Annotated in this window: 30 protein-coding genes; 13 read left to right on the top strand and 17 right to left on the bottom strand. The window is 65.4% G+C overall.

Annotated elements, in window-relative coordinates:
• Nucleotides 1-72: 72 nt before the first annotated feature.
• The 6 genes from AB0H00_RS23635 to AB0H00_RS23610 form a co-directional block, all read right to left on the bottom strand.
• Nucleotides 73-939 carry a TauD/TfdA family dioxygenase gene (locus AB0H00_RS23635; protein WP_357269867.1) on the bottom strand — a complete coding sequence of 289 codons (867 nt, stop codon included), beginning with the start codon at nucleotides 937-939 and terminating at the stop codon, nucleotides 73-75.
• Nucleotides 936-1,757: an ABC transporter ATP-binding protein gene (locus tag AB0H00_RS23630; protein WP_357269864.1), complete on the bottom strand. Its 822-nt coding sequence runs from the start codon at nucleotides 1,755-1,757 to the stop codon at nucleotides 936-938. The genes AB0H00_RS23635 and AB0H00_RS23630 overlap by 4 nt, the downstream gene beginning before the upstream one ends.
• The gene (locus AB0H00_RS23625) at nucleotides 1,744-2,778 is read right to left on the bottom strand and encodes an ABC transporter substrate-binding protein (protein WP_357269861.1); all 1,035 of its coding nucleotides are present in this window, start codon (nucleotides 2,776-2,778) and stop codon (nucleotides 1,744-1,746) included. Before AB0H00_RS23625 ends, AB0H00_RS23630 begins: the two co-directional genes overlap by 14 nt.
• Nucleotides 2,775-3,635 (bottom strand): ABC transporter permease, encoded by an 861-nt coding sequence (locus tag AB0H00_RS23620; protein WP_357269858.1) that lies wholly within the window; start codon nucleotides 3,633-3,635, stop codon nucleotides 2,775-2,777. The genes AB0H00_RS23625 and AB0H00_RS23620 overlap by 4 nt, the downstream gene beginning before the upstream one ends.
• A 146-nt stretch (nucleotides 3,636-3,781) precedes the next feature.
• A complete protein-coding gene (locus tag AB0H00_RS23615; RefSeq protein ID WP_357269855.1) occupies nucleotides 3,782-4,735 on the bottom strand; it encodes an alpha/beta hydrolase in 954 nt (317 codons plus the stop codon).
• Nucleotides 4,736-4,816: 81 nt separating this feature from the next.
• Nucleotides 4,817-4,990, bottom strand: a complete 174-nt coding sequence (locus tag AB0H00_RS23610; protein ID WP_357269852.1) for a hypothetical protein — start codon at nucleotides 4,988-4,990, stop codon at nucleotides 4,817-4,819.
• A gap of 225 nt (nucleotides 4,991-5,215) precedes the next feature.
• Between AB0H00_RS23610 and AB0H00_RS23605 the strand changes: the two genes are divergently transcribed.
• A complete protein-coding gene (locus AB0H00_RS23605) occupies nucleotides 5,216-5,614 on the top strand; it encodes a hypothetical protein (RefSeq protein ID WP_357269849.1) in 399 nt (132 codons plus the stop codon).
• 136 nt (nucleotides 5,615-5,750) lie between these two features.
• Here the strand turns inward: AB0H00_RS23605 and AB0H00_RS23600 are convergent, their stop codons facing one another.
• Nucleotides 5,751-6,236 carry a carboxymuconolactone decarboxylase family protein gene (locus tag AB0H00_RS23600; protein WP_357269846.1) on the bottom strand — a complete coding sequence of 162 codons (486 nt, stop codon included), beginning with the start codon at nucleotides 6,234-6,236 and terminating at the stop codon, nucleotides 5,751-5,753.
• Nucleotides 6,237-6,473: 237 nt separating this feature from the next.
• Between AB0H00_RS23600 and AB0H00_RS23595 the strand changes: the two genes are divergently transcribed.
• The 3 genes from AB0H00_RS23595 (at nucleotide 6,474) to AB0H00_RS23585 (ending at nucleotide 8,459) form a co-directional block, all read left to right on the top strand.
• Nucleotides 6,474-7,409, top strand: a complete 936-nt coding sequence (locus AB0H00_RS23595; RefSeq protein ID WP_357269843.1) for an RNA polymerase sigma-70 factor — start codon at nucleotides 6,474-6,476, stop codon at nucleotides 7,407-7,409.
• Nucleotides 7,410-7,500: 91 nt separating this feature from the next.
• Nucleotides 7,501-7,803 (top strand): hypothetical protein, encoded by a 303-nt coding sequence (locus AB0H00_RS23590; protein ID WP_357269840.1) that lies wholly within the window; start codon nucleotides 7,501-7,503, stop codon nucleotides 7,801-7,803.
• A 35-nt stretch (nucleotides 7,804-7,838) separates the two neighbouring features.
• Nucleotides 7,839-8,459: a LysE family translocator gene (locus tag AB0H00_RS23585; RefSeq protein ID WP_357269837.1), complete on the top strand. Its 621-nt coding sequence runs from the start codon at nucleotides 7,839-7,841 to the stop codon at nucleotides 8,457-8,459.
• A gap of 67 nt (nucleotides 8,460-8,526) precedes the next feature.
• Here the strand turns inward: AB0H00_RS23585 and AB0H00_RS23580 are convergent, their stop codons facing one another.
• Nucleotides 8,527-8,841 (bottom strand): DUF1330 domain-containing protein, encoded by a 315-nt coding sequence (locus AB0H00_RS23580; RefSeq protein ID WP_357269834.1) that lies wholly within the window; start codon nucleotides 8,839-8,841, stop codon nucleotides 8,527-8,529.
• 74 nt (nucleotides 8,842-8,915) lie between these two features.
• On the opposite strand from AB0H00_RS23580, the gene AB0H00_RS23575 reads away from it, so the two are divergent.
• From AB0H00_RS23575 to AB0H00_RS23565, 3 genes are all read left to right on the top strand, one after another.
• On the top strand, nucleotides 8,916-9,638 hold the full coding sequence (locus AB0H00_RS23575) for a TetR/AcrR family transcriptional regulator (RefSeq protein ID WP_357269831.1): 723 nt from the start codon (nucleotides 8,916-8,918) through the stop codon (nucleotides 9,636-9,638).
• 164 nt (nucleotides 9,639-9,802) lie between these two features.
• Nucleotides 9,803-11,065: a hypothetical protein gene (locus tag AB0H00_RS23570; protein ID WP_357269828.1), complete on the top strand. Its 1,263-nt coding sequence runs from the start codon at nucleotides 9,803-9,805 to the stop codon at nucleotides 11,063-11,065.
• A gap of 72 nt (nucleotides 11,066-11,137) precedes the next feature.
• Nucleotides 11,138-11,521, top strand: coding sequence for a hypothetical protein (locus AB0H00_RS23565; protein WP_357269825.1), 384 nt, complete (start codon nucleotides 11,138-11,140; stop codon nucleotides 11,519-11,521).
• Between the two features lie 373 nt (nucleotides 11,522-11,894).
• Here AB0H00_RS23565 and AB0H00_RS23560 read toward each other — a convergent pair whose 3' ends face one another.
• From AB0H00_RS23560 to AB0H00_RS23545, 4 genes are all read right to left on the bottom strand, one after another.
• Nucleotides 11,895-12,431, bottom strand: coding sequence for a hypothetical protein (locus AB0H00_RS23560; protein WP_357269821.1), 537 nt, complete (start codon nucleotides 12,429-12,431; stop codon nucleotides 11,895-11,897).
• Between the two features lie 123 nt (nucleotides 12,432-12,554).
• The gene (locus AB0H00_RS23555; RefSeq protein WP_357269818.1) at nucleotides 12,555-13,823 is read right to left on the bottom strand and encodes a GNAT family N-acetyltransferase; all 1,269 of its coding nucleotides are present in this window, start codon (nucleotides 13,821-13,823) and stop codon (nucleotides 12,555-12,557) included.
• Nucleotides 13,824-14,337: 514 nt separating this feature from the next.
• A complete protein-coding gene (locus tag AB0H00_RS23550; protein WP_357269815.1) occupies nucleotides 14,338-14,559 on the bottom strand; it encodes a hypothetical protein in 222 nt (73 codons plus the stop codon).
• 151 nt (nucleotides 14,560-14,710) lie between these two features.
• Nucleotides 14,711-15,616, bottom strand: a complete 906-nt coding sequence (locus AB0H00_RS23545) for a phosphatidylinositol mannoside acyltransferase (RefSeq protein WP_357269812.1) — start codon at nucleotides 15,614-15,616, stop codon at nucleotides 14,711-14,713.
• Between the two features lie 362 nt (nucleotides 15,617-15,978).
• On the opposite strand from AB0H00_RS23545, the gene AB0H00_RS23540 reads away from it, so the two are divergent.
• Nucleotides 15,979-16,581, top strand: a complete 603-nt coding sequence (locus tag AB0H00_RS23540) for a DUF5994 family protein (protein WP_357269809.1) — start codon at nucleotides 15,979-15,981, stop codon at nucleotides 16,579-16,581.
• Nucleotides 16,578-17,057, top strand: a complete 480-nt coding sequence (locus AB0H00_RS23535; protein WP_357269806.1) for a DUF5994 family protein — start codon at nucleotides 16,578-16,580, stop codon at nucleotides 17,055-17,057. Before AB0H00_RS23540 ends, AB0H00_RS23535 begins: the two co-directional genes overlap by 4 nt.
• A 185-nt stretch (nucleotides 17,058-17,242) precedes the next feature.
• Here the strand turns inward: AB0H00_RS23535 and AB0H00_RS23530 are convergent, their stop codons facing one another.
• Both AB0H00_RS23530 and AB0H00_RS23525 read right to left on the bottom strand, forming a co-directional pair.
• Nucleotides 17,243-18,865 carry an ice-binding family protein gene (locus tag AB0H00_RS23530; protein WP_357269802.1) on the bottom strand — a complete coding sequence of 541 codons (1,623 nt, stop codon included), beginning with the start codon at nucleotides 18,863-18,865 and terminating at the stop codon, nucleotides 17,243-17,245.
• Nucleotides 18,866-19,673: 808 nt separating this feature from the next.
• Nucleotides 19,674-20,015, bottom strand: coding sequence for a recombinase family protein (locus AB0H00_RS23525; RefSeq protein ID WP_357269798.1), 342 nt, complete (start codon nucleotides 20,013-20,015; stop codon nucleotides 19,674-19,676).
• 194 nt (nucleotides 20,016-20,209) lie between these two features.
• Between AB0H00_RS23525 and AB0H00_RS23520 the strand changes: the two genes are divergently transcribed.
• Nucleotides 20,210-20,437, top strand: coding sequence for a hypothetical protein (locus tag AB0H00_RS23520; RefSeq protein ID WP_357269795.1), 228 nt, complete (start codon nucleotides 20,210-20,212; stop codon nucleotides 20,435-20,437).
• A gap of 358 nt (nucleotides 20,438-20,795) precedes the next feature.
• Here AB0H00_RS23520 and AB0H00_RS23515 read toward each other — a convergent pair whose 3' ends face one another.
• Together AB0H00_RS23515 and AB0H00_RS23510 are read right to left on the bottom strand one after the other, a co-directional pair.
• On the bottom strand, nucleotides 20,796-21,101 hold the full coding sequence (locus tag AB0H00_RS23515; protein ID WP_357269792.1) for a hypothetical protein: 306 nt from the start codon (nucleotides 21,099-21,101) through the stop codon (nucleotides 20,796-20,798).
• Between the two features lie 550 nt (nucleotides 21,102-21,651).
• The gene (locus AB0H00_RS23510; protein ID WP_357269789.1) at nucleotides 21,652-22,017 is read right to left on the bottom strand and encodes an HPF/RaiA family ribosome-associated protein; all 366 of its coding nucleotides are present in this window, start codon (nucleotides 22,015-22,017) and stop codon (nucleotides 21,652-21,654) included.
• 215 nt (nucleotides 22,018-22,232) lie between these two features.
• Here AB0H00_RS23510 and AB0H00_RS23505 point away from each other — a divergent pair, with 215 nt between their 5' ends.
• The 3 genes from AB0H00_RS23505 (at nucleotide 22,233) to AB0H00_RS23495 (ending at nucleotide 23,377) form a co-directional block, all read left to right on the top strand.
• Nucleotides 22,233-22,520: a helix-turn-helix domain-containing protein gene (locus AB0H00_RS23505; RefSeq protein WP_357269786.1), complete on the top strand. Its 288-nt coding sequence runs from the start codon at nucleotides 22,233-22,235 to the stop codon at nucleotides 22,518-22,520.
• Between the two features lie 210 nt (nucleotides 22,521-22,730).
• The gene (locus AB0H00_RS23500) at nucleotides 22,731-22,949 is read left to right on the top strand and encodes a ribbon-helix-helix protein, CopG family (protein WP_357269783.1); all 219 of its coding nucleotides are present in this window, start codon (nucleotides 22,731-22,733) and stop codon (nucleotides 22,947-22,949) included.
• On the top strand, nucleotides 22,940-23,377 hold the full coding sequence (locus tag AB0H00_RS23495; protein ID WP_357269780.1) for a PIN domain nuclease: 438 nt from the start codon (nucleotides 22,940-22,942) through the stop codon (nucleotides 23,375-23,377). The genes AB0H00_RS23500 and AB0H00_RS23495 overlap by 10 nt, the downstream gene beginning before the upstream one ends.
• A gap of 26 nt (nucleotides 23,378-23,403) precedes the next feature.
• On the opposite strand, the gene AB0H00_RS23490 is transcribed toward AB0H00_RS23495, so the two are convergent.
• Nucleotides 23,404-25,191 (bottom strand): hypothetical protein, encoded by a 1,788-nt coding sequence (locus AB0H00_RS23490; RefSeq protein WP_357269777.1) that lies wholly within the window; start codon nucleotides 25,189-25,191, stop codon nucleotides 23,404-23,406.
• Nucleotides 25,192-25,347: the final 156 nt, after the last annotated feature.

Below are 25,347 nucleotides of genomic sequence, written 5' to 3'. Positions count from 1 at the left end.
TCCCACAGCTCGGCCCCCTCGACTGACTGTGATGATGATTTGGTGACGCCGGGCGAGGACCGCGCCGGGCGGTCAGCGGGTGGACGGCCCCACCGGGATGTCGCCGCGCAGGGTTACGCGGTGCATGACGCGGTGGTGCGTGCCGTAGTCCCGGTTGGCGTAGTGCAGGGTGCTGCGGTTGTCCCACAGCACCAGATCACCCAACCGCCACCGGTGCCGCACGACGTGTTCGGGCTTGGTCAGATGGGCATACAGCAGGTCGAGAATGCCGCGGCTCTCGGCGTCGGATACTCCCACGATGTGCGAGGTGAAACCCGGATTCACGAATAGGCCCCTGCGGCCGGATTCCGGGTGTACCCGCACCACCGGGTGTTCGACCGGTCGCAGAGTTGTTACGGGTTTGCCGTCCCAGATGTTGCCTCTTCCACCGCGCCGCTGGGCCAGGTAGTAGCCGAATTCGCGGGTGCCGTCGTGTACCGCGGTCAGCTCGTCGACCAGCCGGCGTACCGGCTCGGACAGTGATTGGTACGCCAATTGTGTATCGGCCCAACTGGTGTCGCCGCCGCTGAGCGGTAGCACCACCGGGCGCAGGATAGAGCCCATCGGCGGGCGCGGCATGAAGGTGACGTCGGTGTGCCACACATCGGCGAATCCGTTGTCCTGGCTGTCGAGGGCGTAGACCTCTGGTGGTACGGCACCGCTGTCGTGCACCGGGTGCCCCGCGGTCAATTCGCCGAGTCGTCGACCGAACTCGATATGCGCGGCGTCATCGAGACGTTGATTGCGCAGAATCAGCACCTTGTGCTCTGTCAGTGCTGCGCGCAGTGTCGCTACCTGCTCGTCGTCTGCCTCGCTGACTTCGACACCGGTCACCTCCGCACCGAAATCCGGTCCCAGCGGCGTGAATTCGAGATTGCCGTGCAATCGGGTCGCCGTCATGCCGCTGCTGCTTTCACCGCGCTCGCGACCTCGCGGCGTAGCTGTGCGAACCGTGCCGAGGCCCGCAGTTCATCGGGGTCGACGCCGCCGCGCGGGAGGTCCACCGTCAGGTCCAGCGCGATCCGCCCCGGTCGCCTCGTCAACACCACGATCCGCGAACCGAGGAATACTGCCTCGTCGGCGCTGTGCGTCACGAACACGTTCGTCCTTCCCGATTCCGCGCTGACCCGGCGTAGGTCGTCTTGCAGCCGATCCCGTGTCAGCGCGTCCAGCGCGGCGAACGGTTCATCCAGCAACAGCAGCGAGGTGTTCGCGGCCAAGGCGCGGGCGATGGCGACACGCTGCTGCTGGCCCCCAGAGATCTCCCATACCCGCCGCGCGGCGGTATCGTCGAGTCCGACCCGTGCCAGCAGTTCATCACGGCGTGCGGCCCGCCGCTCGCGCGGCACACCGGCATACTTCAGTGCGAGTTCGACATTGCCGCCCACGGTCTGCCAAGGGAACAGACGTGGCTGCTGGAAGACCACACCGGAGCCGACGCCGGGCACGGGTGCGGCTCGTCCCACCTCTACCTGCCCGTCGCGGACCGGCTCGAACCCGGCCAGAATGCGCAGCAGGGTGCTCTTGCCGCATCCCGACGCCCCCACGAGCACCAGGAATTCGCCGGCCGCGACTTCGAGATCGATCGGCCCCAGCGCGGTGACGGTTGCCGGACCGCGACCGTAGCGATGCGTCAGATTCCGGATCCGGATGCCGCCGGTCTGTTCCACCGTGGCGGAATCTGCCGCGGATGTGGTGGTCGCCTCAACCGAGGACATTCGGCAGTCCCTTCACATACAGCGCATCTCGATACAACGACAACGGCGGCACCGATGAGATCTGCTGCTGGGTGGCCAGGAATTCGGCGGCACTATGCAGGTTGGCGGCCACGTTACCCGGCACGGTTTCGGTGCCGAGCCACTCCGGGGTGGTCAGCTGCTCGGTGGTCAAGAACATCCCTTGGCGCAGCTGCGCGGCCGCCTCGACGGGACTCGTGCCGATCTGCGCGGCCACCGCTTCGGCGGCCTGCTCGGGCGAATCCTTGATGGTCCGCAGTGCGCGAGCCTGCACCTGGCGCCAGGTGTCGACGACGTCCGGGTGCCGCTGTGCGAACTGTTTCGACACCACGCCGAGATCGAGGGTCGGCTTGCCGGCGGCAGCCAGTTCCTTGCTGGTGATCAGCGTCTTACCGGAGGCGCGCAACTGGTCGAGGGTAGGCAGCCAGGTGTACACCGCATCGATATCGCCGCGCTGCCAGGCAGCCAGCGACGCCTGCGGCTGCAAATCGATCAGTTGCACGTCCGATGCGGACAGTCCCGCGCGTCCGAGCGCCGCCAGCAGACTGTAGTGGGAGGTGGACGCGAATGCGGTCGCGACCCGCTTGCCGCGCAGGTCCGCGAGCGATTCGACACCGGTGCCGGTGCGCGCCACCAAGGCCTCGTTCTCGCCGGCCACATCAAGCACGAACGCCACCTGATATGGGATGTTCAACGGTGCGGCCAAGCCGCGGGCAACCGGGCTGGACCCGATCGCACCGAAGTCGATCTGCCTGGCGAGGAATGCGGTATTGACATCGGCGCCGGAGTCGAACTTGGTCCACTTGATGTTGTAGCCGGGCAGCGCATCCTCGAGCCACCGGTTGTTCTTCACGATCAGGTCGCCGCTCGGAAACGACTGGTACGCGAGGCGGATGGTAGGTTTGCCGGCGTCCTGCCCGGAGTGATCGATCGCGCAACCCGACAGTCCTAGCGCGGCCACCCCGACCAGCGCCGCAATCGACTGCAGCAGTGTGTGTTTCACAGTTTCCCTCTCCACGGGGCAACGCGGTGTTCGATCAGACTCAGTAGTGCGTCGATGAGCAGGCCGGACGCGCCGATGGCGAAGATCCCGACCAGCACCACCGAGGTGTTGTTGTAGTTGCTGGCGTCCTTGACCAGGCCGCCGATGCCGGGCATGCCGTTGAACAGTTCGGCGGCGACCACCGAGGAGTACGCGATACCGACCGCGATTCGAATGCCGGTGAACGTCTCCGGGACGGCGGCGGGCACGATCACATCGCGGATGACCTGACCTCGGGTGGCACCGAGGGCTCGGGCCGCCTCGATCAGCCCGACCGGCGCGGCCAGCACCGCCGATGTGGTCGCGACGGCGGTCGGCGGCAGCGCGGCCAACGCGAGCAGGGCGATCTTCGGTGCCTCATCGATGCCGAGCCAGATCACCAGCAGGAAGAAGTACGCCAGCGGCGGCAACGCACGCAAGAATGTCAGCCACGGCTCCAGCACCCGCCGCAGCCAGCCGACGGTGCCCATCGCCAAACCCGCCGCCGCCCCGACGACGACACCGACTCCCACGCCGGCCAGCACCCGCCGCAGTGTCATGTACAGGTGTTCCCACAACAGGTAACCCTGATATCCACGGACGCCGTCGTGCGTGGTGGAGGTCTCGACGAACGCGCGCCACACCGTGGACGGAAACGGCACGAACGTCTCGTTCCATATGTGGCAGGCAGCCACCAGCTGCCACACCACGATGAACACCGCGACCGAGGCCAGTGGCAGCGACACACGTACTACGCCGCGCAGCCTGGGTCCTGCCGGACCACTCCGCTCGACCGCGGCAGCGGTATCGACAGTGCTGCGGTCGACAGAGCTGGACATGGAACCACGACTTTCCGGAGGATGAGGTGATGACAATGCGCGCCGCGAGACGACGCCGTGCAACCGGTAGTGTTCCCTGCGGCCGCATCCGAGGAAAGCGTTCGAATCGTCGTAATTCGAATCCTGTGCGGGACTGTTCGAGCGGACTACGCGACGAGTGTGACGGGAGCGTCCTCGGCCCTGCGGCCGCCTGCTCGGGTCATCAGGCGAGCGATGGCCTCGGCAACCCGGCTCGGCTGCTCGAGTATCACCGAGTGACCGGCGCCCTCGACCATGACGAAATCCGAGGACTCGACGGCCGCGGCCATCTCGACGGACTGCGACGGCGGCGTCATCAGGTCGGCGGAGCCGCACAGCACCAACGTCGGGATTTTCGAGAGAACAGCGAGCGCGTCGGTTTGGTCATAGACCATGAAGGCGCTCAAGAAGCTCGCCATCGTCACGATCGGCGTCTCGTTGCGCATCGCGTTGGCAAGGGTGAGCGCGCGAGCGCTGACCTTGCGATCGCCGAATTCGGCGGTACGAATGATCGGGGCGAAGACCTTGCAGCCCATGAGCTTTGCGTGGTGCATCACGTTCGGAGCATGCCGGACGGCGGCCTGTAATACCGAAACGACCGGGTTGCGCAGGAGGCGGCCGAAGCCGGCGTCGGCAAGCCCGCTCGCGGCGGTCGCGATAAGTGCGACACCGACGATGCGGGTGCCGATCTCGTGCGGGTTCTGACTGGCGTAGGTCAGCGCGGTCATGCCGCCCATCGAGTGGCCGACGAGGACCACCGGTCCGGTGGGGGCGACAGCGTCGAGAACATCCCGCAGGTCGCGGCCGAGCTGCGCGAGGTTGTAGGTTTGTCGGGCTGCCGTGGCGGAGTCGCCGTGGCCGCGGTGGTCGTAGCAGACGACCCGGGCGCCGGCGTATCGGCGCAGCAGCGCGTCGCGCGCATAGGTCCAGGACTCGCTGCGCAGGCAATGTCCGTGCAAGAGCACGACTGTGAGGTCCGCATTTCGTGGGCCGTATTCGCGAACCGCGAGTGCCACACCGTCTTCGGTCGACACCGTGGCGCGACGTTCTGCCGAGGTGGCGATTGTGCTGGAGATCGACATCGGAGGCTCCGGTTCGCTGGTGGTGACTTCTCCCACTGTGCGCCGTATTCGTCGCCGGTATCAGGTCCCCGAGTGCTGAGGTCAGTCGACCAAGGGTGGGCAGATCACCACCAAGGGTGCGTCCTGTTCGCCGATGGGCCTGGGCTCCGCGCCCGCCACGCCGTACGCCGCCGAGGCCCCGGCCACCGACCTGTCCGGCCTGCCACCCGTCGACATCGCCTGCGCGGAGTTCTGTCCGAACCGCGACGAAGGCATCTACTATTCGCTGCGGCTGCTGCGGGCGGCGTGCCGCATCAGTGGCCGGGCACATTCCACGGATCGCAGGCGATCCGGTCCGCCGACGTGTCTCAGCGGCAGAACGCCGAACTCGCCGCGCCCTGGCCGAATGAGGCACGCGGACGGCGTAGCTGCCGGGCGTCGAGATTTGGTTCCAGTTAGCCTCTACCTCAAACGTTTTCACGGCTACGGAGGCCCACAACCATGCAGGCATCGCAGGATCCTGATTCCTTGACCGCGGGGCTCGCTGGGCCCGGAGGCGTAGACGCCTCCGCGGAACTGTCGGAGCGGATGATGGAGCTGATCGGCAAAAAGGCCCGCGCGACAACAGTTTTCGGCGAACCGATCACGGCCGACGGCATCACCATCGTCCCCGTCGCACGCGCGGGCTTCGGATTCGGCGGTGGGGGAGGCGGCGCGGGAGGAGGCATCGACGTGCGCCCGCTGGGCTACATCGAAATCCGTCACGGCGTCGCGCGCTACCACCCGATTCGTGATCTACGGGGTCATGTCATCGTGCCGCTGGCCGCGATCGCTGCCGGGCTCGCCGCGCCATGGATAATCCGCTCGGTGATGAAATTCCGCCGCACTCGTCATCGATGACATCATCAAACCGGAGCTTTCCAGCCAGGCCGCCAGTTCCCACCACGCGTTCGGTGCGGCGTAGCCACCTGGGCATGTCCGGCCCGGCCCGGATCGGACGATCCTGGGCCGAGCCGGGATTCGTCTGCCGGTCAGCTCAGCTCGATATGCTGGCGAATATGCCGGGCTCGTAGGAACCTCCCTGTTGGCGCAGGATCACGCCGAGCCGGTTGGCCGCGTTGATCAGGGCGACCAGGGAGACCAGCGCGGCGATCTGGTCGTCGTCGTAGTGTCCGCGCACTCGAGCCCAGGTCTCGTCGGACACGCCGTGGTGGGCGTCGGCGAGGCGGGTGCCCTCCTCGGCGAGCGCCAGCGCGGCCCGCTCGGCGTCGGTGAACACGGTGGACTCACGCCAGGCGGCGACCAGGTTGAGCCGGACCGGGGTTTCGCCGGCAGCCGCGGCCTCCTTTGTGTGCATGTCGATGCACCACCCGCAGCCGTTGATCTGGCTGGCTCGCAGGCTCACCAGTTCCTGCGTGGACTTCGGCAGTGTCGACTGGGCGATCACCTGGCTGAAGTTGGCGAACCGCTTGCTGATCTTGGTGCCGAGCTCGTTGGTCAACAGGTTGAAACGGGGTTCCATGACTTCGTCCTCACTCGTGGTGTTGCGGTGAACGAACATGAGATGCCAACGAACCGATCCGTGTGACAGGCGCGGTTACGTGACGTGCACCACACGCGAGGACTGGATCGGCCTGACGGACCGCTGCTCACGACGCTGCCTCGACCAGAGAGGATGTCAACGTCTCGGTGTCACAAAACCGCGGGGCGCGGTGTCTGGTGGGTAACACAGCCGAGAGCGAAGAGACAGGAGGCCACCATGGCCGGCACGTCCAAGACCAGGCCCGAAGATCGCGGCGGGAGCCAGGGGGACCACCCGGACCCCGCCACCGCCGCGTTCGTCGCCCACCGCAACCTGCTGTTCACCGTCGCCTACGAGATGCTCGGCTCGGCCGCCGACGCCGAAGACGTCCTTCAGGAGACCTGGTTGCGGTGGACGGCCGTCGATCTCGAGATCGTGCGGGATCAGCGTGCCTACCTGGTCCGGATCACCACCCGCCAGGCGCTCCTGCGGCTGCGCACCCTCAGTCGGCGCAAGGAGTCCTACGTCGGGTCCTGGCTTCCCGAGCCGCTGCTGACCTCGCCCGACGTTGCCGAGGACGTCGAGATGGCCGACAACGTGTCGATGGCGATGCTGCTGGTGCTCGAGACGCTCGCGCCGACCGAGCGGGCGGTGTTCGTGCTGCGCGAGGTGTTCGACCTGCCCTACGACGAGATCGCCGAAGCCGTCGACAAGAGCCCGGCCGCGGTCCGCCAGATCATCCACCGGGCACGGGCACACGTCGCCGCGCGCCGACCGCGCGGGGTCGTTTCCCCGGCCGAGACCCGAGACGCGCTCGACGCCTTACACCGGGCGATCGAAACGGGCGACCTGCAAAACCTGCTCGACATCCTCGCGCCGGATGTCGTTCTCTTGGGCGACGGGGGCGGAATCAAGCAGGCCGTACCGCGGCCCGTCATGGGGGCCGACAAGGTGGCTCGTTTGCTGGCCGTCGGTCTGGACAGGGTTCGCGCCGAGGTTTCGGTCGAGTCGGTTCAGGTCAATGGCTCCCCGGCGCTGCTCCTCCGACTCAACGGGGAGGTCGACAGCGTCGTGGCGGTGCGGATCGACGACGGCCTCGTCACCGGGCTCTACGCCGTGCGAAATCCCGAGAAGCTGTCATACATGCAGTGCGAGACCGCTCTGCGCCGCTGAGTTCCGAGCCCCTAGGAAACGAACAATACGACCGGCATCTCCACCCTGCACACCGCTGCCGGCGGCGCCGTGGGCGTGCCATGCTGACGGGATGCAGTCGGCCGCGGCGGAGATCCTCGACATCGTCGATCAGGTGTTGGCGATCGTGCAACACCTGCCGCAGGATCTGACCTGGCAGTCTCGGTACTCGAATGGGCGAGAGCTCGTGGATGATCTGACCGATCATGCCGGGCGAATCCGGCGGGGAGATTCGAGCCGGTTGCCCGATCTTCGATTCCTGTTCATGCCGACCGGGCCGCTGTGTGAGATCGCTGCCAGCAGCGGATGGCTGGATACCTACGCGGTGCTGGGGAACCGGTTCGACGAGTCACACGAGCGCCTGCGACAACCGTGACGCCGGGTGATCGGAGTGGATGGGAAACTTCTCTCGTGCTGCTTCAGTTTCTCGCCGCCTCTGGTGTGCTCGCCGTGTTGACTGTGGTGCCTGGTCCGGACATGGCCGTGGTGACGAAACGGGCCGTCGAATCCAGCTGGCAAGACGGCTTGCGGACGGTCGGCGGTATCACTATCGGGCTGCTGCTATGGGGCCTGCTCACGGTGATAGGACTGGCCGCAATCGTGGCAGCTTCCGCAACGGTCTACACCGTCGTCAAACTGGCAGGTGCTGCCTATCTAATATTCCTTGGCGCCCAAGCGCTGCTGCACAGTCGCCGTGCCCGCCCGGTTGCCGTGGTGGCAGCCGTTCGGTCTCCAGCGGGCAACCCGTGGCGGACCGGGTTGGTCAGCAACCTGTTCAACCCGAAGATCGCTGTCTTCTATACCGGCCTGCTGCCGACTCTTGCGCCGTCGGGCCTGTCTGCGCACCTCGGGATGATGCTGCTGGTTCTCGTGCACGCGGTGCTCACCCTAGGGTGGCTGGGCGGCTACGTGATGCTGCTGGCCAAGGCCCGTGCGTTCTTCGAAAAGCTCGTCGTACGCCGGGCCATGGATCGGGTGACCGGGGTCGTCCTGATCGGGTTCGGTGTGAAAGTCGCAGCCTCCCAGCCCTGACACGCCTACGATGCCGCTGACTGCGGCACGGAAGCATCTGAACGTCTGCGCATCGGCCCGTGTGTGGTTAGGCCGGGAGGGAAAAGCCTTCCGGCGGCGCCCCCTCGGCGAACAGCATCTGAACGCGCACTTTGCCTTCCCGTATCCGGCGGGCTTGCAGGTACTCGGGGGAGTCATACCACTGCCGAATCCGATCCATGTCTGGGAACTCGATGACCAGGATCCGGGGTGAGTCCCAGGTGCCTTCCACCGGCTCCGGTGTGGGGCCTGCGACCAGATAGCGACCGCCGTGGCTGAGGATGGACTTCTGGGCTACGGGAGCGTAAGCCCATCCGGCCTCCTCGTCGAGCACCTCGGCGTTGACGATGACGTAAGCAGGCATGTGGTTTCCCATCTTTGGACACGGTGTGTAGTAATGGCACACATAAGAGTATTGAACCCCCGTATCCTGTCAACGTGAGCAAGGGCGACAACGAATCCGGTGCGAGTGTGCTGAGCCGCCGAGAGCGACTGCGAGCGGAGGCCAGCCGGGAGATCCAGGCCATCGCGCTACGGCAGATGGCCGACGCAGGGCCCGGAGCAATCTCGCTGCGTGGCATCGCCCGCGAGATGGGGATGACCCCACGCGCGATATACAGCTACTTTCCCACGCGAGACGACTTGATCACGGCACTGATCAGCGGAATCGCCACATCGCTCGCGGACGCGTTGGAGACCGCCACGAACGCGGTGCCCGAGACCGACCCCGGCGGCAGGCTGGTGGCATGGGGCCAGGCTCTGAGGGAATGGGCACTGGCTCATCCAGAGCGCTTCCGGCTCTTCTATGGGCACCCCATTCCCGGCTATCAGCCCCCCGAGGACGGGCCGGTGGACCGAACTGCACGCCGTGTGTGCCGCGAGCTCACCCGTCTGGTGGCTGCCGCGTGGCTCGACGCCCGACACCGTCAGCCCCAGGAAACCTCCTGGTCGGACCTTCACCCCGACTATGTCGCGAAGATTCGGAAAGACCTCCCGGACGTGCCGCCCGCAGCGGCGGCGCTCGCGCTGCGCGTCTGGGGCCGGATGCACGGCCTTGTGGCGCTGGAGATCGACGGCCACATCCATCCGGTTGCCCGCAACCCCGCCGCGTTGCACCACGCCGAGATGCTCGACCTGGTCAGATCACTGGGTTTGGCGTAGATCCGGTCCAGGACGACCATGTGATCGTTCAGCTGCCGGCTCTGTGGATTTCTTATGCTGTGTACCGGGCCTGTATGTCGGCCGACCAAGGTCCTCATCGGCGCACGACAGCTAGTGAATTCGTCGGTGATGTGGTCGCTCCCAGTGTCGTTCACACTGGGAGCGTGAGAACACCCCGTGGCGGAGTCCCGCGGCGTCCGATGCGACTGTCGCCTGGTGAAGTGCTCGTATCGATCACTTGCGCAATGGATCTCGCCGATCTGATCGGTGATGACAACCGCGCCCCTTTGGCGCCGCACCGGGACCGCCCACCAGATCTGAACAGGTGGCGCGTTCATCAACCACCCGGTAGCTGGCGGATCGAATCCGAGGTGATCGAAGAGCGAAACGCAGAAATCCGAAGGCTACGAGGAAAGGTGATCTGGGGCCGCGAGTTCCAGCTGGGGCAGGCAGGACTGTTGAAGGAGGACGGCGCAGAGGCTGTGCGGTTGGCGACGGACGGCACGATCTCGTGTACCTACGAGTCACGCCTCGATGAGCATCGCTCCGCTGGTGAGTTGATCGAAACGTTGGTATCTCACCGTGAATCGGCGAGAAGTCGTTTCCGGGAAACCGTGCTCGATCTGTTTCCTGACACACGGGCAGTGGCAGCCCTTCTCGACGGTCTGAGCGCAGCGCCCGTGCAAGCCAACGTGATCGAACCGGAATTCCTGGATTCATCGGTGTTCGACTACACACTGATCGCGGTGCGTCACTTCAAGGACCCAAGAGGGCGAAAGGTATCTCTCGACATCGTCTTGACGTCGTCGGAACTCGCCGGGATCTTCAATGAGACACCGTGGTTCACGAGCTACGGTGACCGTCATCGCGAATCGGTCGAATCCCAGGCCATGGGCTACCGCAAGGACGAGTTGTTCCTCGTCGGCCGGAAGTCGGCGGTGATCGTGTGTGAGCGGATCTGGTCCGCCGACGACAGCCTGCACATGTACTTCGACGACCTGGTTCTGCTTGTCCAGCACTACTTGTCCTGTCGCGCTCACCTTCGACAGCTACTGATGACAACCCGTGCTCGGCTGTCCGTTGATCAACTCGGCAGCAGGTCGCCTGAGCGCATCGCGCATGACGTGCTGGTCTTGCGCCTCTATCTGATGACGGCCCAATTGGCGCTGGACCAGCACACCCTGATCAATCAGGGCTTCACCCGTACACTTGCCGAGCGGTTGCGGTGGGAATTGGGCATCGATACATCCGTGCGTATGGTGGAGGACTGGCTCGCTACCAGTGAAGCCATCGCATTGCGGGAGTCGATCAATGCGGCCCAGCGGTCCAGTGCGCTCGCCGCCCGGAACAACATCCTTCAGACCACAGCCGTCGTACTCGCGATCGCGGCGCTCGTCGCTACGGTGGTAATTGCGTTCGTCAGTTGACACAACAGCTCTGAACTCGGACATCCACAACTGCTTGCTGTTCGCGCCGGTCACTGTGGGACGCTGCACGTTATGGCTGAGCGTGTAAGCAAGTCGCCGAATCTGACGGGTACGGGGCGGCCGGCTTCGGTCTTGCGGTTCACCACCGAGCTGGTGGCCTGGGTTGCGACGCCGTGGGCGCTGGTTGGCTATTCAGTTCCGCTCGCCGTGGTCGCCGTTGTGCTTCTAGTCGGGTTGCCAACCGTTTTCGCGACGCCGGGCGACAAACATCAGGTGCTGGTTCCTGTTCCGGGAATGGTCACGATCGGGTTGGTAGTGCTCCAGCTGATCGCGGCCGTTGTCAGCGCATGGTTCGCGTGGCCTGTCTGGATCGCCGTGGCGGTGTCACTGTTGGCGGTAGTCACCGTGTTCGCGGAACTGCCGCGCTGGCGTTGGTTGCTGCGAGCTCGCTCCTAGCGTTGAACGCGTTCCTGGCAACGCGTCCGGCGACACCGGCGCCGGCAGCCCCGGTGGTCACGGGTGCAGGGCGAGACGTTCTGCGATTCGGTGTGGGTCGCAGTAGCCGCGAGGGTCGCCTGGAGTTCTGACGCCCGGCAGCCGGGCCACGAGGTCCGCGGCCTGACTTGCACGACCGCCAGCTCAACCTCTGTCACCCCGTAATCGAAGCAGAGGACACCGACACCTCGGACACTTCCTTCCATCCCCGCCTATGACCCACTCCAGCGCCTGCACCACTTGCGCGACGGCGGTATCGGCGACCGGCGCGGAGCCGGACGCCGATACCTGTCACGTCAGGCCGGTGCCGTGCCGACCCGCCGACCTTCAGACTTCAGCGCCGGAAAGTGACCACGTAGACCGAGACGCCCGCCTGCGGTCCGTCATCGCAGTTCGGTACCGCGCCGCTACCGACGACGGTCACGGTGTCGTTCGCGAAGCGCGTGCTGTCGGCGGACACCTGTCCGGTGGCTGCGAACGCCTTGTTTGCGATGTCCGTGTGTCCGTTGGTCTTGGTGGTGGTACTGGTCCCGTCGTTCCAGCGAGTGGTGACCGTGTCCGCACATTGCGAACCGGCGGCCGTGCTCGCAATCTCTGATGTTCCCGAGATCAGAGGCTTTCCCTCACTGTCGGTGCACGAAACTGTGTCCCGCCCCGTGAAGATCCCGGTTTCCGCAAGAATGGGAAGCGCGGCCATCTGTGCGACACAAATAGCGTCGACATCGTCGCTTGGTAAGGGGGCGGCGGAGGCCGGGGTGAAGGTCCCCGCACAGCCGAGGAACGCGATTGCCAGGCAGACGCTGACACGAGCACCGACATCGGACACGTTCATACGGCGCCTGCTCTCATTATCGAAGATCGTGGAGATCACAGATCGTTCCTTTCCGTTGTTCGGGACTGCCCCGAGTTCCGTTGACTCGTTGAGCTGCCCCGGATTTGATTACCGCATGGTATTTCTCGCCGGGCCCGGTCGGTGAGAAGCGTCCCCCGCCGTCTAGAGCAAGTAGGACACGAAGGGCGCACGCTCTGGAGTGGCCATGACATCCCAGAGCCGCACATGGCGAGGGTCTCGGGCGTGCAGGCGTCCACCCCGATGGACGCCGGAAGCCGAGGTCCCACCCAGCACGATCGCGCCCAGGGTCGACACGTCCATCTCGAGGTCGTGCTCTGCTGTCGTCCGTCGGCACACACCCACTCCGCTGTCGACTTCCAGACGGTAGGTCCCCGCCGCATAGCCCCTGGCGTCGTGCACCCGAATCGTGAGTACGCCGTCGGCCGACCAAGCACGGGCCTCGAGCGTCCTTGGTACGTCGAGCAGGCGCAGCCAAAGCCCGTCCCGGCGCAGATTCCGCATCCACCGTGCGTCAGTGACCCACCAGCGCAGCGGATCATCCATCGGCAGCCGTCGTACGTGGATCTCGCCGATCATGTCGATCGAGAACAGATACCGCCACAGCGCACCTGCGGTTTCGCTGTCGGCCGCCAGGAAGTCGATAACCTTCAGCACACCATTGGGTGCCTGCTCCGCTGTCCAACCCGGGGTGATCCGGTACGAGACGAAGCCGCGGTTTTCGATCGCGGCACAGTGCCGTGGTCCGCCGCCGGGACCGCTGAGCGACAGCGTCGTCTCCAATGCGGGCGAGGACGGCTCGGTGGAAAGCCGATCCCAGAAGGCGGCGGGGGGAATGACTTCGCCAGGGGTCGCTGCGGCGTGCAGCGCGTACACCCCCTGGGCCGTTTCCTGGGCCTCTTTCCCGGTGACTCGCCGCGGCCGGATGCCTGCTCCCGGCACATCGTCGCGCAAACCCGCTCGGCGCACATCGATCTCCGCGTACTCGTACCAGACAGCAGGGCCGTGCCCGAATCTCTGGTAGATGGGCCACTCTGAGGGCGAATCCGCGCACAGAGCCTTCTCCTCCTCCGCGGCCCGTCGGTACACCCGATCCAGCATGATCGTCATCAGTCCCCGTCGAGTAAGTGTCGGATGGCAGGAGCCGCCGGTGCACAAGGCCGCCGGCACAGTCGCGCCACCTGGCAGAACCAGATCGCAGTCCAGCGAAGTGTTCGTCGCGCCGTACCCGTGTTTGTCCTGGATCGCGATAGCTCGCTCGGGCGGATAGACCTGGCGGTGGAAGTCCACAATGGCCGGATCCGGGTCGGTCGGGGTGGCGAGCGTGGTCAACCAGCAGCCCAGCCATTCGGGATAACGGTCCTCGGGAATTCCCTCTACGAGACTGAATCCATCAGGCAGGGTGTGGCTCACGGGCACGCGTCCTCTACAGGTGTATGGACTGGATCACACGAAGTCTGTCCGGGCAGAGTGTACTGGCGAATTTGTGGAAATCCGCAGAACCCCACCGCCGCAAGGGTTATCCAGTACGCGCCCGTGGATCGGATCATCAGCCCATCCTCGGCTTCGAGGTCCACCTGGTTGTCATCCGCAACACCGCAACGATGGCGCGCCAACTGCTCCAGGCCCCAGTCGAATCCGGTCTGAAGACGTGTCTCTAGTCGAAGGAACGATCACGTGTACCCATAGTTCTCAGACCCAGATCGCCCGACCGGACGTAATATCGACGCCGCTCGGTCGCTTGCTTCTCAGGCCGGATCGGGTGCGCCGAGTGCGAGATATGCGGCATGAGCGATTATTTGTCCGAGGTAGAACCAGGCGCGGGCGGCCTACGAGTTCGGTAATAGGACGGTGCTGAATGCGGAATACATTGGGCGGCAAGGCGTTTCAGCATTTCGGTAGGGGCGAGAGCTGTTGCGGCGAGCGCTCAGGTCGGCTGGGGTGCGGTCTGTAGGCCCGAGAAAACGGCAGCGATAAGGCGTCTGCCCTGGGCCGCTCCGTCGTCGTTGTTCGCGACGCGCCACAAAAAGCTCATCAGCATGATGATGTCGGCGGGGTCGTGCCCGGCGGCGATGGTGCCTTCGGCCACGCAGGTATCGACCAGCTTGGCCACCGCGGCGGTGGTCGGCGCCCAAGAGGCTCTGATCATGTCCTGGGCTGCGGCGCTATGTAACGCGTCACCGAGGCCGTGCTTGATGCGGATGTGCCCCAGATCTGGCCATCCCGGTGCAGGCAACGACAGCGGGAACGGGCCAGGCCGTCTGTTCCGGGGTGCGCGCTGATGGACGGTCGGGCCCGGATCAGTGGTGCGGATTACTACGCGCCTGCTCGCGGATGAGCTGGTCGGCGGTCCACAGCGGTTGCAGCATGTGCCAGTCGGCGGGGTGCGCAGCGATACCGGCGGCGAACCGGTCGGCCAGGGCCTGAGTCGTGGGCTGCACGCCGCCGGCGGTGTCGATCGCAGCGCCCACGTGGAATCCCCAGCCGTCGGGGGTGAACCAGCAGTGCACCGGCAGCAGCGGCGCACCGGTGTCGATCGCCAGCCGGGCCGGGCCTGCCGGCATGCGGGCCGGTTCGCCGAAAAAAGTAACCGGCACACCTGCGGTGGTCAGGTCGCGGTCACCGAGCAACCCGACGATCCGCCCCTGCCGCAGCCGCGCGGTCAGTTGCTCGAACGGCGGTGCGGCGCCGCCGGTGAGCGGGACGATCTCGAATCCCAGGCGCTCACGGAACCGAACGAAGCGCCGGAACAACGATTCCGGTCGCAGCCGCTCAGCGACGACGGTCGGTGTGCCGACCCGCTGTACCAGCCACACTCCGGCCAGGTCCCAGTTGCCGCTGTGCGGTAGCGCCAGCACGGCCCCGCGCCCGTGCTCGACCGCCTCGTGGATGTGTTCGAGCCCGGTGGCCGCGGTTTCGATGGTCGCGGCCAGCCGCACTGGATCCATCGACGGCAGCCGGAACGCTTCGCACCAGTACCGGGCGTAGGAGCGCAGGCTCGCGCGCACCAGTTCGTCGGGCACATGCGCCGGGGTGGTGGACAGCACCCGGGCCAGATTCCGTCGTAGCTGAACCGATCCACCTCCTCGGGCAGCGCGATCGGCCGCGACCTCGAACGATCGCATCGCCCACCGCTGCGGCAGGGCCCGCACCAGCCGCCAGCCGGCCGCGTACCCGAGATCCCACACGCGGGCCTTCAGAGTCACTGACCAGCACCGGCCCGTGCTGAACACCGGCGGATCGTGGCGGTATCCGGCTGTGCACATGTGTCGGTGGGTTCGGCGAGGTGACCGAACAGGCGCGGCGGCCGACGATTCTTGCCTTCCATCTCTCGAGTGTCCTCCCCACCTACCGTGAACGGGCAGCACCGACGACCACAACACCGCCGACACCGACAATGACGACTCGGTAAGAGCACAGGTCACTGTGCATGCGTGCACGTCAGGTCAGTGTGTATCCGGTGGGTAGGATGAAGGTGTCGGGGGCTTTTCGTACGAGACCACCCGTGGTCTGGTCGTCGCCCGGCGAATATGCGGGCCGCCACGCGGCCCCGGTCAGGAGCGTCGTGATGGCGCTACAACACGAGCCGATCCTGCTGGACCGCTCTTCACGCTTTGCCCTCCGCAGCGGCCCGCCGCCGTCGTCACGGCGGTTAGCGACACCGCGAGCACCCCGCCCGGGGGCGGTGGATGGGGCCTGGTGGCCCCGCACGACCGACTTGGTCGCCGAACTGCCCGATCTGGAGGCGCTGCTGGGTCGGTGGGCAGGCAGCATCGACCGAATCATGTACAACATGGACGCCTGGCAGCCGGCCCCGAGGCGCACGATGATCGGCGGGTGTTCGGTTCGCCTGGACGGATACCGGCACCTGCCCGCCCACACACTCTGTGTTCTGGGACCCGACCGCACCCGTCTGGTCCTGCTGGTGATCCCCGCAAACATCCAGAACGCCACCGCCCAGGCCTTGCTGGCGGCCGCATCCCGGCCGGGCAATGAATTCACCGCCGACGAACTCGTGGCCACCGACACCCGCCACAGCCGCGATCACACCCAGAACGAGGCCGCGTTGCGCCGCTGGGACGACGAAGGCGGTCACGGCGCGCCGATGGACCCAGCAGACCAACGCGCATCCTGCGCAGGATCCCCGGCCCTTGCGAGAGGCCTGATATGACACAAAACCCGCCGCAGGACAGAGGCGGTGCCGCCGGCGACCGTGGCCTGGGCCGATCCCAGGCCAGCGCCGACGGTGGGCAACCATTCGGCACGCCGACGCGCACACCGCGGCTGCTGCTGCGCGAGGGCGACGAGGAATCCGGCGGTGTCGACGGCGCTTGGTGGCCCAGAACCGACAACCTCACCAGCGAACTGCACGACCTGGTCACCGCCCTCACCCCGCGACTGGGCGCGACCGTCCGGATCAGCTTCGACTGGAATTCTCTGAGCCTGTCCCAACGCCGCATCGACGCCCCCGACGGGATCGAGGTCACCGGACCGCTTCCGGACCAGCCACCCCAGGTGATGTATGTCTTCGGCCCACACGATCGGCGCCTTCGATTGCTGGTGATCAACCCCGCCACCACCGCAGACCGCGCCCACGCGCAGATGCGCAAGGCCTTAAACGCCAGCGCTGACCAGCCGCAATCATGAACGACCCCGGGCAGCGACATGGCCGGCCACCGCGCCTTTGCCGCTGCCCGTTGCTATCCGATGGTGGCCGCGGATGAACGCCGACAACCGAGCGGCCTCTTCCTCACGCACCGCAGACCCCAAACACCCCTGTCCGCGCGCCGAAGGCGCGCGGACAGGGTCGAAATCCTTTCGGTATATCAGGGCTAGGGTGCCGTGATGGTGTTGGTGTCCAGGGTGACCGCGCCATTGAGGGCCAAGACGCTCCCGTTCACGGTGGTGCCGGTTGTCACCGTGTCCGAGGTGAAGGTCAGGATGTTTCCGGCGAAGTTGGTGTTGGCGCCCAGTGTGGCTGAGCTACCGACTTGCCAGAACACGTTGTCTGCGGTGGCACCGTTGATGAGGTTCACGGTGCTGTTCGCGCCGGTGATCAGTGTCGTCCCGGCCTGGAAGATGAACACCGCGTTCGGATTGCCTTGCCCGTCGAGGGTGACGGTGCCGTTGAGGCCGATCCCGGCAACTGCCTTGTACACCCCGGAGGTCAGGGTTTGGCCCGCCAGATCAGCGACCACGAACGCGGTGGGCGTCCGACCCGCCGCGTCGATGTAGGCAGCCTGCAAATCGGTGCGTGCCTGGGCCGCGACCGCGTCCCCGGCATGGATCGCTCCGTTGATCACCGTACCCGGGGGGAATCCGGTCACTGCGGTGCCCGGGCTGACACCCAGGTTACCGGAGATGACCGTGGCTCCGGTGTTGGTGACCGTCGTGGCGCCCAGCACCGCGAACGACGAGGCTGTCCCCAGATTGACCGGCGCCAGACCCGACACGTAGGTGTAGGCGACACCGTTGCTGGTTCCGCCGGGGGTGGTGACGGTGACCAGTACCGTCCCAGCTGAATGGGCTGGGGTGAGGGCAGTGATCTGGGTGTCGGAGTTGACGGCGAACAGAGCCGAAGGTGTCCCACCGAAACTCACTGCGGTGGCGCCGGTCAAGCCTGTCCCGGTGAGCACAACCACTGTCCCACCGCTCGGCGGGCCCACGTTCGGCACCACTGTGAGGAGGACGGGCACCGCGATGTAGGTGAACGCGACACCGTTGCTGGTTCCGCCGGGGGTGGTGACGGTGACCAGTACCGTCCCAGCTGAATGGGCTGGGGTGAGGGCAGTGATCTGGGTGTCGGAGTTGACGGTAAACAGGGTCGAAGGTGTCCCACCGAAACTCACTGCGGTGGCTCCGGTCAAGCCTGTCCCGGTGAGCACAACCACTGTCCCACCGGTTGGCGGCCCTGCGCTCGGAGTGATGCTGGTGAGGGTGGGCACCGCGATGTAGGTGAACGCGACACCGTTGCTGGTGCCACCGGCGGTGGTGACGGTGACCAACACCGTCCCGGCTGAATGGGCTGGGGTCACCGCCGTGATCTGCGTCGAGGAGTTGACCGTGAACGAGGTTGCCGGTGTCCCACCGAAACTCACTGCGGTGGCCCCGGTCAAGTTCGTCCCGGTGAGCACAACCACTGTCCCGCCGGCCGCTGACCCCGAAGCCGGACTGATGCTGGTCAAGGTCGGAGCCGGGAGCCCCCCATAGGTGTAGGGCAGCGGGTTGCTCGTGCCGTCCAGCAGTGCCTGTACGGTGACGTTCACTGTGCCGGTCCCCGGCGGAACGATGGCCGTGATCTGGGTATTGGAGTCGATGGTGAATGTCGTTGCCGTCGTGCCGAACCGGACAGCCAAGGGACCGACATTGGCGAACCCGGAGCCGGTGATGACTACAGAGTTCAAACCTGCTGGAGGGCCGAAAGAGGGTGTCAGCGAGGTGATTACAGGTGCCATTTTTTTTGCCTTCTAATGAGTGATCGGTGGAAAAAAATTCTCCCGAAGCAGCGCAGGCCTGGCCATTTTGTTACGCCGCATATACCCAGTAATCCTCCAGTGGCGGCACTTTGGCAATGCATCCCCGGTCCGTTTCCGTCCAGTCTTTGTCATTTTTCCGGTTCGGCCGGTAGCTATCGGAAAACTGGACACCAGGCGTGACCTTGTCGCCCGGCTTCGATAGGCGCCGCCGTCCAGTTCGGGCGCCTGAGCTTTGTTCGCGAATTCTGACGCCGGTTGTTCGCGAATTCAGGCGTCGGTTGGGCTGGGTGATTCCCGATCCCGGTCGCGAGAATTGACATCACCTGGGCGAGGACCTGCCATCACAACGGTGTTGAAATTCGCAATCACAAAAATCCCGAAGCGCTGTCGAGATTCGCGACCAACTGCTGCCCAGATTCGCGATCAGAAACGTGCCGGTAAGAACCGCGTCATCTGGTACATGAAGCGCAAACTGCCTGGTAGCCGGTGGTGGTGGGTGTAGTTTGCCGCGTGATGAGGGGGCTTGACAAGAATCAGCTGATCGACCGGTGGACGCTTGCCGTTGAGGAGTCGGGGCCGGTCGCTTCCAAGCGTGGTGCGGCGAAGCTCGGGTTGTTATCTTCAGCTGAATCGGGGCCGTCTTCACCGTGTTCGACGTGCGCGGGCGGCCCTCGGCGTGGCGCCGTGGACGGGATTACCGTCCGTTATCCATCACGGAACGGGAGGTGGGATGCGCGTGCAGCGCGTGCTGCACAAATCGACGAGGACACCTCGGTCGCCTCGATTCCTACTTTGCGGCTTGGGCCACTTCAGAATTCCGGGGTCGAACATGGCGTGGCCCTCTGCGGTATCGGTGTCGATGCCCTGCTCGACGACCCGCAGCCCGATGCCGCGCGCGGAGGTCCGCGCCGAGAGCGATCAGGTGAAGCACCGAACGGCCGAGTCGATCCAGGCGGGTGATGACGATGGTGTCGCCGGTACGGGCCAGGGCAAGCACCAGATCCAGTTTCGGGCGTGAGGATTTCGCGCCGGAGGCGGTGTCGATGTGGATGTTGCTTTCCTCAACCCCCGCCCGGCCCAACGCGTCGATCTGGTGGGCGGTCGAGACCCGCCCGTAGCCGATCAACATGATGTCGGAAATAGCCTGATCTCAGGGTTTTTCGACGTTAATTTCCGGCACGGTTTCGAGACACCGGTGCTCGCCCCCTAATCCCCTGGCTACGTCCACCAATCTGGACGGCGCCTGTCCAGGAATTTGGACGGCACCACGAAATCGGACAAGGGTAGTGTCCACGAATTCGGACAGCCATATGAAGGACACGAATGAGCGGCCTCGACGATATCCGCGACCTCCTGGGAGTCCAGCCGTACCGCAGCACACCGACCGACTGGGAAGCTGCCAGCCAAGCCCTGGGAGCGAGCATCCCCGGCGATTTCCATGCGGGTACGGCGACGAGCTTCCTGCTGCGCCTGCTCCGCGGCCAGGAGCCCAGCAAGTACCTGGGCTACCTACAGAACGCCGAACAGCATTCCTTCACCCCAGCCAGGTGAGAGCAGTCACGACCGTACAGGGCCGAGGTGGGCCTTCCGCACCCCTGATCAGCGAACCATCCAGCATGTCACGCGGAATTCACGGACACTCGATCTTGAAACAAGCCGCCACTGCCGTCGAAATCAACGGACAAGCGCGGTTCGCATTCATGGACGCAGCCAAATCCCCGCACGATCGGGAAACTACTACCGACACAGCACAGCCCCGCGTGCGCGCCCGGGGCTGTGCTGTGTGTGGTGACCTCGTACCTGTAACTACGTCATATGCCCGAAATTCGGCGAATGCTACATGGACCCCTCGTAGTCATGGACGCTGCGGTAGTGCCGAGCGATCCAGGATCAGTGTGGGTCCCGCTGGTCAGACCTTGTAGCCCAATTGCCGCAGAGCCGCCAGGAGGCCACCATCCCGGTCGTTGGCATGGCCCCAGCAGAGGCCGACGAGTTTCCACATGGTGCCCTTGCGGACCATGTCCATCAGGGCCGCTTGGACCTCCGGGTGGCCTTTCACTGCGGGGTTGTTGGGAAACGGACCGTCGTAGCCACCGTCTGCCCCCTCCGGCACCGGCGGTGAGAACAGGGACGACGGAATGTTCGTGAGGATCGCTTTCGCTTCATTCTGTGCTGCGCGCTCGACTTCGGTGATCTCGCTGCTCTGCTGAGTCATTCGCATCTCCTATCGGTGTGCTGCTGATTCCTTCCGGAGAGGCAGCTGCCCCACAGTTCTTCCGCTCACAGCGAAATGCATGGTGTCGCATTGGTTTTGGCGCCCGATGCCTGACGCGGTCCAGTCCTCAGTGTCATCGCGGTGTCCAGCCCGCCGCAAGGCGAGAGGCTGCCGCCGCAGTGACCAGCCGCCACTAAGGGTCTCTTAAAACGATGACAAGGCATCGACACCTCCACCCCCGGCGGGCGGCTGATCTTCCACTTCCTCGCGGCCCCGGCCGAGTACGACCGCGAACTCATCGTCGACGGCCAACTACGCCGCTATCCGAGCCCGCCGAGCACCCTCACATCCGTGATTGCCGGGGGGAATACGAGCAGGTCAGATATGGGATGGCACCAACAGCAGTGCGAGAGCCGAACAGGCGCCGAGGCTCCCCACCGCGCGATCCGCTCGCGAAACTATATGCGGTAGCACCCGGCCACGGTCACTGAGAGCGCGGCTTCCTGCACGGATGGCCGCTACCGGTACCGAACGACCCGATGCTGCTGACTCAGTTCGTGTGCGGGTGGTCCTTATGCGGGTGCCGGATGGAGTCGCCACCCTTTGTCTCGTGCAGCCGGCCGAACCGGCTGGCGAGCAGATGTGCCATGCTCTCGGCGGCACCCCGACAGGCATCGTCGATTGTCGCGGCGTTGTGGGTCACCGCGACCGGCTGCTGACCGGTTGGACGAGCCTGCAACACGCATCGCTTGTCGCCTGGTCCACCTTTGCCCGCGTTCTGATCACTGAGGTGGGCTTCGACGCTGACGACCTGGTCGCTGAAGCGCTCGAGCGTCGAAGCGATCTCCTCCTCGACGTGCCGGATCAGCTTGTCACCGCTGTCGATGTTGCTATCGGTGTTGATCTGAATCTGCATGTGCGATCCATTCCGGTAGGTGGCAACTGTTACCCGGACAGAGGCGGATGGTGTTCATTGTCGACTCCGCCGCCTGCTCCGCCTGTACCTCGATACTCACTGTAATCCCCGATGACTATCGGACCGAGAGATCACTACCTGCGGTAACTCCTACTTATGTCGTAACGGTTAGTTAGGAACCTCGACAGGCAGACCCGGGCCCTGAAGGCCGACGGATGCACACCACCACGCCGGGCGGGCGGTTGGTGTTCCACGTCTTCGCCGCGCTGGCGGAGTTCATCCGCGAACTCATCGTCGACGGCACCCACGATGGCCTCGCCGCGGCCTGGGCCCGTGGGCCGCGGCTCGGTCGGCCACCGGCGATGACCGATGAGCAGGTTCGTCAGGATCGGGCGCTGTTGGCTCGTCCTGATGAGTCGGTGTCCTTGACCGCGCGACTGCTGGGGGTTTCGCGGACCACGCTTTACAAGTACCTGCCCGAACTCGCCGACGGGACTCGGTGATCGCTACCGGCGGCCCCGTGAACCGGTCGGGCCTGGGTAGGTCTGGGCCTGCTCGGCTAAAACCCGCCGGGGCGTTGCGCCCGTTCACCGAACGGTTGACAAGGCGGGACCTACGCAACTGCAATCCGATTGACGAGTGCCGGCCACGTCGGAGGCTTTGCCGCCAGCCCGGCAACCTCCTGATATCATGGATATCAGGAGGTGAGTGGGATGTCAGACATCTTGATCAGGGATGTTCCCGATCCAGCGATCGAGGAGATCGACCGGCGCGCCCGGGACATGGGCGTGTCCCGGAATGAATTTCTCCGACGCTGGCTCAGCCGAGACTTCCGCCCCGCGGTCTCTGTGACGACCCGCGACCTTGATCGCCTCGGCGAGCTTACGCGCGACCTCGACGACCCCGACGTTATGGGTAAAGCATGGTCGTGAGCCATCGCCCCTGGCTGATCGACAAGTCGGCTTTGGTTCGGCTGGGTCGATCTCCCGATGCGGATGAATGGGCGGCGCGGATCGAGCGCGGCCTCGTGCACATCACCACGGTCACCTTGTTGGAGGCGGGCTACTCGGCAAGGTCAGCGCCGGACCTCGGTGAACTGCTCGACCTCCCGCCACTCGCGCGCATGCCTGTGCAGTACATGACACCCGCATCAGAGAACCGAGCGATCGAAGTTCTCCGCGCTCTCGCCGAGCACGGACATCATCGCGCACCCTCGATTCCGGACCTACTGATCGCCGCTACTGCCGAACAAGCGAAACTCGTCGTCCTCCATGCCGACAAAGATTTCGAACTCATTGCAGACGTGACAGGCCAGGCCGTCGAACGGATCAGCTTCGGAGACAAAGGTCCCCATTCCTGATCTTCCGGACGAAGGGCGCTTGCTGGTCAGGTGCCGTTGGCGGGTTGGGTGTAGGTGTGGCCGTCAAGGACGGTGGTCATGGTGCCGGTGGCTCGGAAGTTGTTCTGGATCGTCTCGGGGCCGAGGGTGAATCCGTCGGGTTCACTGGTGCGTTTGGTTCCGGTGTATGTGCCTGAAATCTGTAGGTCGGTGTGCCAGGTAATGGGGGCGAACCCGGTCTCCGCGCGCCGTTGGACGCGCTCGGTGCCGTTGATGACGGCGCCGGCGCCGGCGCCGGCGCCGGCGCCGAAGTCGGTGTAGGTCACCACGATCTGCATGATCATGGTCTTGGTCGCGTTCTCGGTGATCACGACTTGCGCGCTGCCGTGCTCTGTGCCGCGGAGGGTGTAGATGCCCTCGGGCAGATGGGGAACTTGCGGCAAGGGGTCGCCCGGACGATATGGCAGGCCCCACGCGGGCACGTGTGCAGGCGCCATCGGCTGCGGCGGGGTCGGTTCGATGTTGTCGAAGCGAGCGATCATCACGCGACTGCGACGCCCGCCGGGTTCGCCCGACGGCGGGCAGGGCAGTGGGTTGGCGCCATCGCAGGCGGGGGCGGTTACCAGGTTTTCCGCCCACACCACCCCGGTGCTGTCGGACAGCCAGGCCGGGTCTGCCGCCGCGTTCCAATTCGGGTCGCCGCCGACGTTGATCTGCTGACTCTTTCCGGTATCGAGGTCGACCAGGTACGGCAGGAAGAACCTGCGTCGACCGTTGTTGCGAATTCCGGCGATGTGGGCGGTGGTGGGCATTTGGTCGGTAATCGGCGGGATTTCGGGCATCGCTGCGAGGAAGTCGACCCGGCCCGACCCCAGCACTTGCTCGGCGAGCAGGTACCTGCCGTCGGGCGAGGCGGCCATCGGATCGGTGTAACCGGCGTTGTGGGTCAACGGCCACGAGCGGCCGGTGACGTTGTCGGTGGCCCAGGCATCGATGCTGCCGGACGAGTGGTGCTGGATGCCGAGTGCTGCGGTGCCGTCGTGGTTCCAGCCGCGGAATTCTCCGATCATCCCGGCCGGGTTGAATGTCAGTTCGTTGCCCGCTCCCACGGTGTAGGGCTGAAACTGCTGGGCCGGGTTGAACAGGGTGCGCACGTCTTCGACGGTGTAGCGGTTGTTGGCAGGGTCGAACACGAGTCGGCCCATGAACGGCACCTGTTGGAAGCTGTCGTTGTCGGCAACCATGTAACTGAAGCCGATGTGGATGTCGTCCGGGTGCAAGCGCGGTTCGCGCAACGCCCCCAGCCGGCCGATACCGGCATCCCACTGCAGCGGGTAGATCCGCATCCGATCGGGAGTGCAGCGGTCGTCGGCGAACTGGATACCGCCGCATTCGATGATGCTGTTGCCCGCCAGCGCCCGAGTGCCGTCATGGAAACCGTTGATCGGGTATTTGACATCAGACACGCCGTACTCGAACGACGCCGTACCCAGCGGCGGCACCGGAACACCACAGGTCAGGCACTTCCAGCCGTCGCCGTTGGGGAACGTGCTGCCGTCGGTCCGCACCAGCAGCACTTGCGGGCCGGAATGGGCGGCGGCCGCACCGGTTGCCGGAGCTCCGGCGAACGTGGCGCCGACCAGCACATACTCGCTGTCGGGCCAGTAGGTACCGACGGAACCCAACGCCCCCCACCCGGGGTCCACGCAGCCGGTACCTCGTGGGTTGATCGCACCGGTACACGATTCAGCCTCGGCGGAGGGCGCCGTCGGCGGCATCGGAAGCTGGGCCAACGACACCTTTTCCTCGAGTTCCGCCGACGGATCTACTGTCAATACCCCCTCAGCGGAGGTGATCTGCCGCTGAGGGGGTTCCGGCGCATCAGCCGAGCAACTCGCCACCATCGCCGCCGCCACGGCAACAAGCCACCCGCTAGCACGACGGCGATCGGCCTGTGGCGCCGCCGCGCGGGTCCTCCGGACCGGCTTCCT

The organism is Nocardia sp. NPDC023852, assembly GCF_040639505.1.
Lineage (GTDB): Bacteria > Actinomycetota > Actinomycetes > Mycobacteriales > Mycobacteriaceae > Nocardia.
Note: the sequence above shows the minus strand (reverse complement) of the source record. Positions and strands in the feature narration are given on the sequence as shown.

Bases quoted from the DNA above. Each gene is read 5' to 3' on its own strand.
- AB0H00_RS23525 (WP_357269798.1), bottom strand. From the start codon at position 20,015: ATGTTGATCGGCTACGGGCGGGTCTCGACCGCCCACCAGATCGACGCG.
- AB0H00_RS23595 (WP_357269843.1), top strand. From the start codon at position 6,474: ATGGCCGGCACGTCCAAGACCAGGCCCGAAGATCGCGGCGGGAGCCAG.
- AB0H00_RS23500 (WP_357269783.1), top strand. From the start codon at position 22,731: ATGTCAGACATCTTGATCAGGGATGTTCCCGATCCAGCGATCGAGGAG.
- AB0H00_RS23530 (WP_357269802.1), bottom strand. From the start codon at position 18,865: ATGGCACCTGTAATCACCTCGCTGACACCCTCTTTCGGCCCTCCAGCA.
- AB0H00_RS23550 (WP_357269815.1), bottom strand. From the start codon at position 14,559: ATGATCAGAGCCTCTTGGGCGCCGACCACCGCCGCGGTGGCCAAGCTG.
- AB0H00_RS23630 (WP_357269864.1), bottom strand. From the start codon at position 1,757: ATGTCCTCGGTTGAGGCGACCACCACATCCGCGGCAGATTCCGCCACG.
- AB0H00_RS23535 (WP_357269806.1), top strand. From the start codon at position 16,578: ATGACACAAAACCCGCCGCAGGACAGAGGCGGTGCCGCCGGCGACCGT.
- AB0H00_RS23510 (WP_357269789.1), bottom strand. From the start codon at position 22,017: ATGCAGATTCAGATCAACACCGATAGCAACATCGACAGCGGTGACAAG.
- AB0H00_RS23505 (WP_357269786.1), top strand. From the start codon at position 22,233: ATGCACACCACCACGCCGGGCGGGCGGTTGGTGTTCCACGTCTTCGCC.
- AB0H00_RS23635 (WP_357269867.1), bottom strand. From the start codon at position 939: ATGACGGCGACCCGATTGCACGGCAATCTCGAATTCACGCCGCTGGGA.
- AB0H00_RS23605 (WP_357269849.1), top strand. From the start codon at position 5,216: ATGCAGGCATCGCAGGATCCTGATTCCTTGACCGCGGGGCTCGCTGGG.
- AB0H00_RS23520 (WP_357269795.1), top strand. From the start codon at position 20,210: ATGAGCGGCCTCGACGATATCCGCGACCTCCTGGGAGTCCAGCCGTAC.
- AB0H00_RS23565 (WP_357269825.1), top strand. From the start codon at position 11,138: ATGGCTGAGCGTGTAAGCAAGTCGCCGAATCTGACGGGTACGGGGCGG.
- AB0H00_RS23600 (WP_357269846.1), bottom strand. From the start codon at position 6,236: ATGGAACCCCGTTTCAACCTGTTGACCAACGAGCTCGGCACCAAGATC.
- AB0H00_RS23580 (WP_357269834.1), bottom strand. From the start codon at position 8,841: ATGCCTGCTTACGTCATCGTCAACGCCGAGGTGCTCGACGAGGAGGCC.
- AB0H00_RS23610 (WP_357269852.1), bottom strand. From the start codon at position 4,990: ATGCCTTCGTCGCGGTTCGGACAGAACTCCGCGCAGGCGATGTCGACG.
- AB0H00_RS23540 (WP_357269809.1), top strand. From the start codon at position 15,979: ATGGCGCTACAACACGAGCCGATCCTGCTGGACCGCTCTTCACGCTTT.
- AB0H00_RS23515 (WP_357269792.1), bottom strand. From the start codon at position 21,101: ATGACTCAGCAGAGCAGCGAGATCACCGAAGTCGAGCGCGCAGCACAG.
- AB0H00_RS23615 (WP_357269855.1), bottom strand. From the start codon at position 4,735: ATGTCGATCTCCAGCACAATCGCCACCTCGGCAGAACGTCGCGCCACG.
- AB0H00_RS23590 (WP_357269840.1), top strand. From the start codon at position 7,501: ATGCAGTCGGCCGCGGCGGAGATCCTCGACATCGTCGATCAGGTGTTG.
- AB0H00_RS23620 (WP_357269858.1), bottom strand. From the start codon at position 3,635: ATGTCCAGCTCTGTCGACCGCAGCACTGTCGATACCGCTGCCGCGGTC.
- AB0H00_RS23495 (WP_357269780.1), top strand. From the start codon at position 22,940: ATGGTCGTGAGCCATCGCCCCTGGCTGATCGACAAGTCGGCTTTGGTT.